At 68.5% G+C, this 4995-nt stretch carries 7 protein-coding genes; 5 read left to right on the forward strand and 2 right to left on the reverse strand.

Annotated elements, in window-relative coordinates:
• A partial coding sequence (locus tag ON23_RS08750) for an NAD(P)-binding protein (RefSeq protein ID WP_039777395.1) occupies window positions 1–301 on the reverse strand: 301 nt, incomplete at its 3' end.
• Window positions 298–924 (reverse strand): GNAT family N-acetyltransferase, encoded by a 627-nt coding sequence (locus tag ON23_RS08755; protein ID WP_039777396.1) that lies wholly within the window; start codon window positions 922–924, stop codon window positions 298–300. The genes ON23_RS08755 and ON23_RS08750, both read right to left, overlap by 4 nt.
• A gap of 240 nt (window positions 925–1164) precedes the next feature.
• Here ON23_RS08755 and ON23_RS08760 point away from each other — a divergent pair, with 240 nt between their 5' ends.
• From ON23_RS08760 to ftsL, 5 genes are all read left to right on the forward strand, one after another.
• The gene (locus tag ON23_RS08760; RefSeq protein WP_062999078.1) at window positions 1165–1608 is read left to right on the forward strand and encodes an SAV_6107 family HEPN domain-containing protein; all 444 of its coding nucleotides are present in this window, start codon (window positions 1165–1167) and stop codon (window positions 1606–1608) included.
• Window positions 1609–1732: 124 nt separating this feature from the next.
• Window positions 1733–2161, forward strand: coding sequence for an SCO2097 family morphological protein (locus ON23_RS08765; protein ID WP_039777398.1), 429 nt, complete (start codon window positions 1733–1735; stop codon window positions 2159–2161).
• 486 nt (window positions 2162–2647) lie between these two features.
• Window positions 2648–3079, forward strand: coding sequence for a division/cell wall cluster transcriptional repressor MraZ (gene mraZ / locus ON23_RS08770; RefSeq protein WP_030514722.1), 432 nt, complete (start codon window positions 2648–2650; stop codon window positions 3077–3079).
• Between the two features lie 164 nt (window positions 3080–3243).
• Window positions 3244–4215 carry a 16S rRNA (cytosine(1402)-N(4))-methyltransferase RsmH gene (gene rsmH / locus ON23_RS08775; RefSeq protein ID WP_039777399.1) on the forward strand — a complete coding sequence of 324 codons (972 nt, stop codon included), beginning with the start codon at window positions 3244–3246 and terminating at the stop codon, window positions 4213–4215.
• Window positions 4216–4299: 84 nt separating this feature from the next.
• On the forward strand, window positions 4300–4995 hold a 696-nt coding region (gene ftsL, locus ON23_RS35840; protein ID WP_245555919.1), incomplete at its 3' end, for a cell division protein FtsL.

Raw genomic sequence — 4995 nt, forward strand, 5'->3', positions numbered from 1 at the left:
GGAAGACGATCGGCTCGGCGCCGGAACCCACCGGCGCGGGTGCGAAAGCCCAAGGGTCGCAGTCGATGTAGCGCAGCCCGAACTTCTCCAGTTCGAGTTCCTCGATGATGCCGGTGTGGCGGATCATGATGTGCGCCGAGGAACCGCGGTCCACGAGATGCCCCGGGAAGCGCTCGACCGTCGACACCGCGCCACCGAGCACCTCGTCGCGCTCGAGAACCTCCACCGGATGTCCCGCCCGTGCCAGATAGCAGGCCGCGACCAGGGCATTGTGGCCGGAACCGAGGATCAGTGTCGTCACTGCTCGAGCGTCCGCAGCGGTAGCCGGCGGCCGAGCACGGCGAAGCGCCGGGTATCGCCGGAGAAGACGAAATGCCGGACCACATCGGTGAATCCCTGCCGGCGATACAGCCGCCAGGCGCGGTTGGCCTCGCGGTCCACCTCCGGTGTGGACAGCAGTACCGCCGCCTCCGTGCGCTGCTCGAGCAGTCGCACCAGCAGGGTCTCGCCGATGCCGCGCCCCTGGGCGGAGGGATGGACGTGTAGTTCGGTCAGCTCGAAATAGTCCGACAGCAGGGCGCGCGCGGTCTGCTCCGGCCAGCCCGAGCGGCGCATTCCGGTGTGCACCTGCTGATGCCACCACTGGTGCGGCGCACCGCGATAGCCGTAGGCGATCGCGACGATCGGGGCGGTGCGCAGATCGACGTGGCCGCTGTCGTCGGGGACCACCGCGGCGACGGCCTGCCAGCCCGGCCGGGTGGTGTGCTCGGCCCACATCGGGGCGCGGTGGTGTTCGGTGCCGCGTGGATAGTCCATCGCCGCGACGTACACGGCGAGAGCGTCGTGCAGCCGGTGACGCAACGTCGCGGCCGAGAGGTCGACGACGACGGGCGCGGGGGTGTGGCGGGGCCTGACGGCGGTCATGAGCGGGGAGCCATATCTTCGGGGCCGTCTCTGTCTGTCGAAGGTTCTGTGGTCTGGGGCGGACGTCGGATTCGGGGGCCGGACGGGGGTGCGGGTCCCCATCCAGGGTGCGCGGCCGTCGTTCGGCGCGAAAGTCTGTCGGTGGTCGTCTCTATATTCACATTCAATTGAAACGTTCGAATACCTGTTCGGTTCGGCGCGGTCGACCGGGCCCGGTATGCGAAATGTGGAGGTGTCGAGATGGCTGGTCGGATGGACGATCCGCGACGTGCCGGCCGGGCGGGCGGTCTGCTCGACCGGGCGGACACGATGGTGCAGCAGGCCTGGGCCGAACCCGACCCGAGCGAGCGGCTGCGCAGCGCGTATCTGGCGGCCCTGCGCGGCGCCGGTGCGGTGCTGGCCGCGACCGGAGCCGACCGGGCGCCGCGGGCTCGCTCCCGCAACGCGTGGGTGCTGATGCAACAGGCCGCTCCGGAATTCGTCATGTGGTCGGACTACTTCAGTTCCTTCTCCGAGACCAGGGCGGCGCTCGAGGCCGGACTGGACCGCGCGATCAGCGATACCCAGGCCGACGAGTTCGCCTCGCGGGTGGAGGCATTCCTGCGCGATGTGGAGGATGCGCTGGCGATTACCGCGGCTCGGTTGCGTCCCGCGCCGGGCTGGCTCGCCGACGGCACGGCGTGAACATCGGCGAGTAGGTGGTAGCGCACTGATCGAACTCGTATCATTGGTGGCAGTAGCCGCCAAGGTCGGCTACTTGTCGTCTACCCGGAGGCGACAACCAGGACCTAGTGCCGGGGGAGGTACCGTGCCACTCTCCGAGCACGAGCAGCGCATGCTCGAACAGATCGAGAGCGCGCTCTATGCTGAGGACCCTAAATTCGCCTCGACCGTGCGTGGTGGTCGGCTTCGCTCTGCCACCGGAAGACGCAGACTTCAGGCGGCCGCGCTCTTCGTCCTCGGCCTCGTTCTTCTCATCGCGGGAATCGCCCTGCCCGTCAAGCCCGGCGGATTCCCGATCATCAGCCTGCTCGGCTTCATCGTGATGTTCGGCGCGGGTGTGTTGTTGTTGCTGGGCGGCTCGGGCATGACCAAGAGCGGCCGAGGCGGCGGCGATGCCTCCTCCGGCCCCGGTGGTGCACCCGGCCGTGCGGCAAAGAGTAAGCAACGCAAGGCCGGTGGCTTCTCCGCTCGCATGGAAGATCGGTTCAGGCGCCGCTTCGAGCAGGACAGCTGAGCCTCCGCTCGCGCCGCCGAGGCGGCGGCGAGCGGCCGAAATGTGGTTGCGCGATGATTGCCGTGCCCGGCACCGAGTAGCCGACAACGGAACAACCTCGAACGACACGCCGTGATGTGCGGCGTGTCGTTTTCTTTTCCCGGAGTGATCCGGATCGCGTTCACGCTGCGCCGGATTCGCCGCCCCCGCATTTCCCCACCGTGCCCCACGCCCGGCCCCCACTCTCACCCACCGTCCGCCGGGGCGGCTCCCAGCTGCGGGTTTGCTGATGGTTGTCGGGCCGACCGCCCCGCCGGCGGCGCGTGTCGGGGGAACTCGACGAAATCTCCCCACCGCGGTGATAGCTGAGCTGACCTGCTGGATCCTCGAACCGGGGACCGAGATCACCGCGGCTTTCGATTGAAAGTGGGGGAAAGTGGGGTAATGTGGAGCGCGCACTGATAAGAGCCGATCAGACGAGGTGATCGAGCGGGAGGTGTCGAGACTGTGTTTCTCGGTACCTACACGCCTCGGCTGGACGACAAGGGGCGACTGACGTTGCCTGCGAAGTTTCGCGACGAGCTGGCGGGAGGGTTGATGGTCACGAAAGGTCAGGACCACAGCCTTGCCGTCTATCCCAAAGAAGAGTTCACCGCCCTGGCGCGGCGAGCCGCGGCGGCGTCCCGAAGCAACCCGCAGGCAAGGGCTTTCGTTCGTGCCTTGGCGGCGTCCACGGACGAACAACGTCCCGATGGGCAGGGCCGGATCACGTTGTCGGCCGAACATCGCCGCTACGCGAACCTGTCCAAGGACTGCGTGGTGATCGGCTCGGTCGATTTCCTCGAGATCTGGGACAAACAGGCGTGGGATTCCTACCTCGCCGAGCACGAGGAGGACTACTCGCTGGCAGGAGACGAGTCGCTGGGCGGAATTTTCTGATCCGAGACAGGCGAGTGCCCTGCGGCCTCTGCCCGGCACGGACCCTGACGTACTTCCCCAACGCCAGGTGCCGTGTTCGGTCAGAGACCCCGGGGCATTGGCTGTCCACTCGTTAGGCCATCCACCCGTCGCAAGCACCGTGAGCCAGGATCCGGGAGGTCGAGGTGAATCATGACAGCGACCGCCCCCGCCATGTTCCGGTTCTCCTGCGTCGTGCCGACGAAATCCTCGGCCCCGCACTGGAATCCGGCGGAGTCCTGGTCGACGCCACGCTCGGTTTGGGCGGGCATGCCGAACATTTTCTGCGGACCTATCCCGCGATCCACCTGATCGGACTGGACCGCGATACCGAGGCACTGCGCCTGGCGGGTGAGCGGCTCGAGCCCTTCGCCGATCGAATCACGCTGGTGCACACCAGATATGACGGCCTGCCCGGCGCGCTGCGGCAGGCCGGGCTGCCGGAACGCGGATCGGTGCGTGCGGTGCTGATGGACCTCGGTGTGTCCTCGATGCAACTCGATGAGGCCGAGCGGGGATTCGCCTATTCGGTGGACGCTCCGCTGGACATGCGGATGGATCCGACGGCCGACCTCACCGCGGCCGATGTGCTCAACACCTACAGCCACGGCGACCTGGCCCGGATCCTGAAAACCTATGGCGAGGAACGCTTTGCGGGCCGGATCGCGAGCGAGATCCTCCGCCGGCGCGCGCAGCGGCCGTTCACGACCAGCGCGCAACTGGTGGAACTGCTCTACGACGCGATCCCGGCGGCGACCCGGCGCACCGGCGGGCATCCCGCCAAACGCACCTTCCAGGCTTTGCGGATCGAGGTCAACCGGGAACTCGAGTCGCTGGAAGCCGCGGTGCCGGCGGCGCTGGCCGCGCTGGAGGTCGGCGGGCGGATCGTCGTCATGTCCTACCAGTCGCTGGAGGACAAGGTCGTCAAACAGATCTTCGCGCAGGCCTCGGCCTCGCGCACACCATTGGACCTGCCCGTCGAATTGCCCGGTATGGGACCGGAATTCGCGATTCTGACCAGGGGCGCGGAGAAGGCGAGCGAAACGGAGATCGAGGAGAACCCACGCGCGGCGCCGGTGCGTATGCGGGCCGCGGAGCGAATACAGGCGGCCGGGTGACAGCGATCCGGCTACGGGGGTATTGCCGGTGCGGCAGCACTACGACGGGCAGTCCCACAGGAAATCGGTAGGGGAGGCAGGAATATGAGCGTGCGGACACGGGTGGACGCACCACAGCGGACGCAGCGGTCCGCGCCGCGGCGAGCGCACAGCGCCGACCGCGTGAAATCCGGTGCGGCCCAACGCGCGTATGCGCGTCGGCGCAATCGGGCGGGGGAGCGCGTACTTCCGCCGCTACCCGGGCGCGCCGGGTCGATGATGGCCGGGCGGCTGCCGTTCGTGGCGGCGATTCTGGCCCTGCTCGGCTGCGGTCTGCTCGCGACCCTGGTGCTGACCACTCATGCCGCCGAGGACAGCTATCAGCTCAGCGACGCCCGCCGCATCAACCGGCAGTTGCTCGACGAACGCGCGGCCCTGCAACGCGAGGTCGAGGCCGCCGACTCGGCGCCCGAACTGGCCAACCGCGCGCGCGAACTGGGCATGATCCCGGCCAAGGATCCCGCCCGCCTGCTCGTGGCGCCCGACGGTTCGGTCACCGTGGTCGGTAAGGAGACACCGGCCGAGGGCGCGCCGGTGCCGCCGCTCAACACGACTCCCGCCAAACCGGGGGCGCTGCCGCCGAAACTCGCTCAGGCCCAAGGCGAACGGCTGGTCCCGGTGACCACCACGCCGGCTCCCGCTCCGGTGCAGCAGAACCCGGCGCCGACCACGGCGCCGCAGCCGCCGGCCCAGCCGACGCAGGTCCCCGCACCGGTGCAGGCCGCACCGGCAGCGCCGGCC

The organism is Nocardia cerradoensis NBRC 101014, assembly GCF_000308535.1.
Taxonomy (GTDB): domain Bacteria; phylum Actinomycetota; class Actinomycetes; order Mycobacteriales; family Mycobacteriaceae; genus Nocardia; species Nocardia cerradoensis.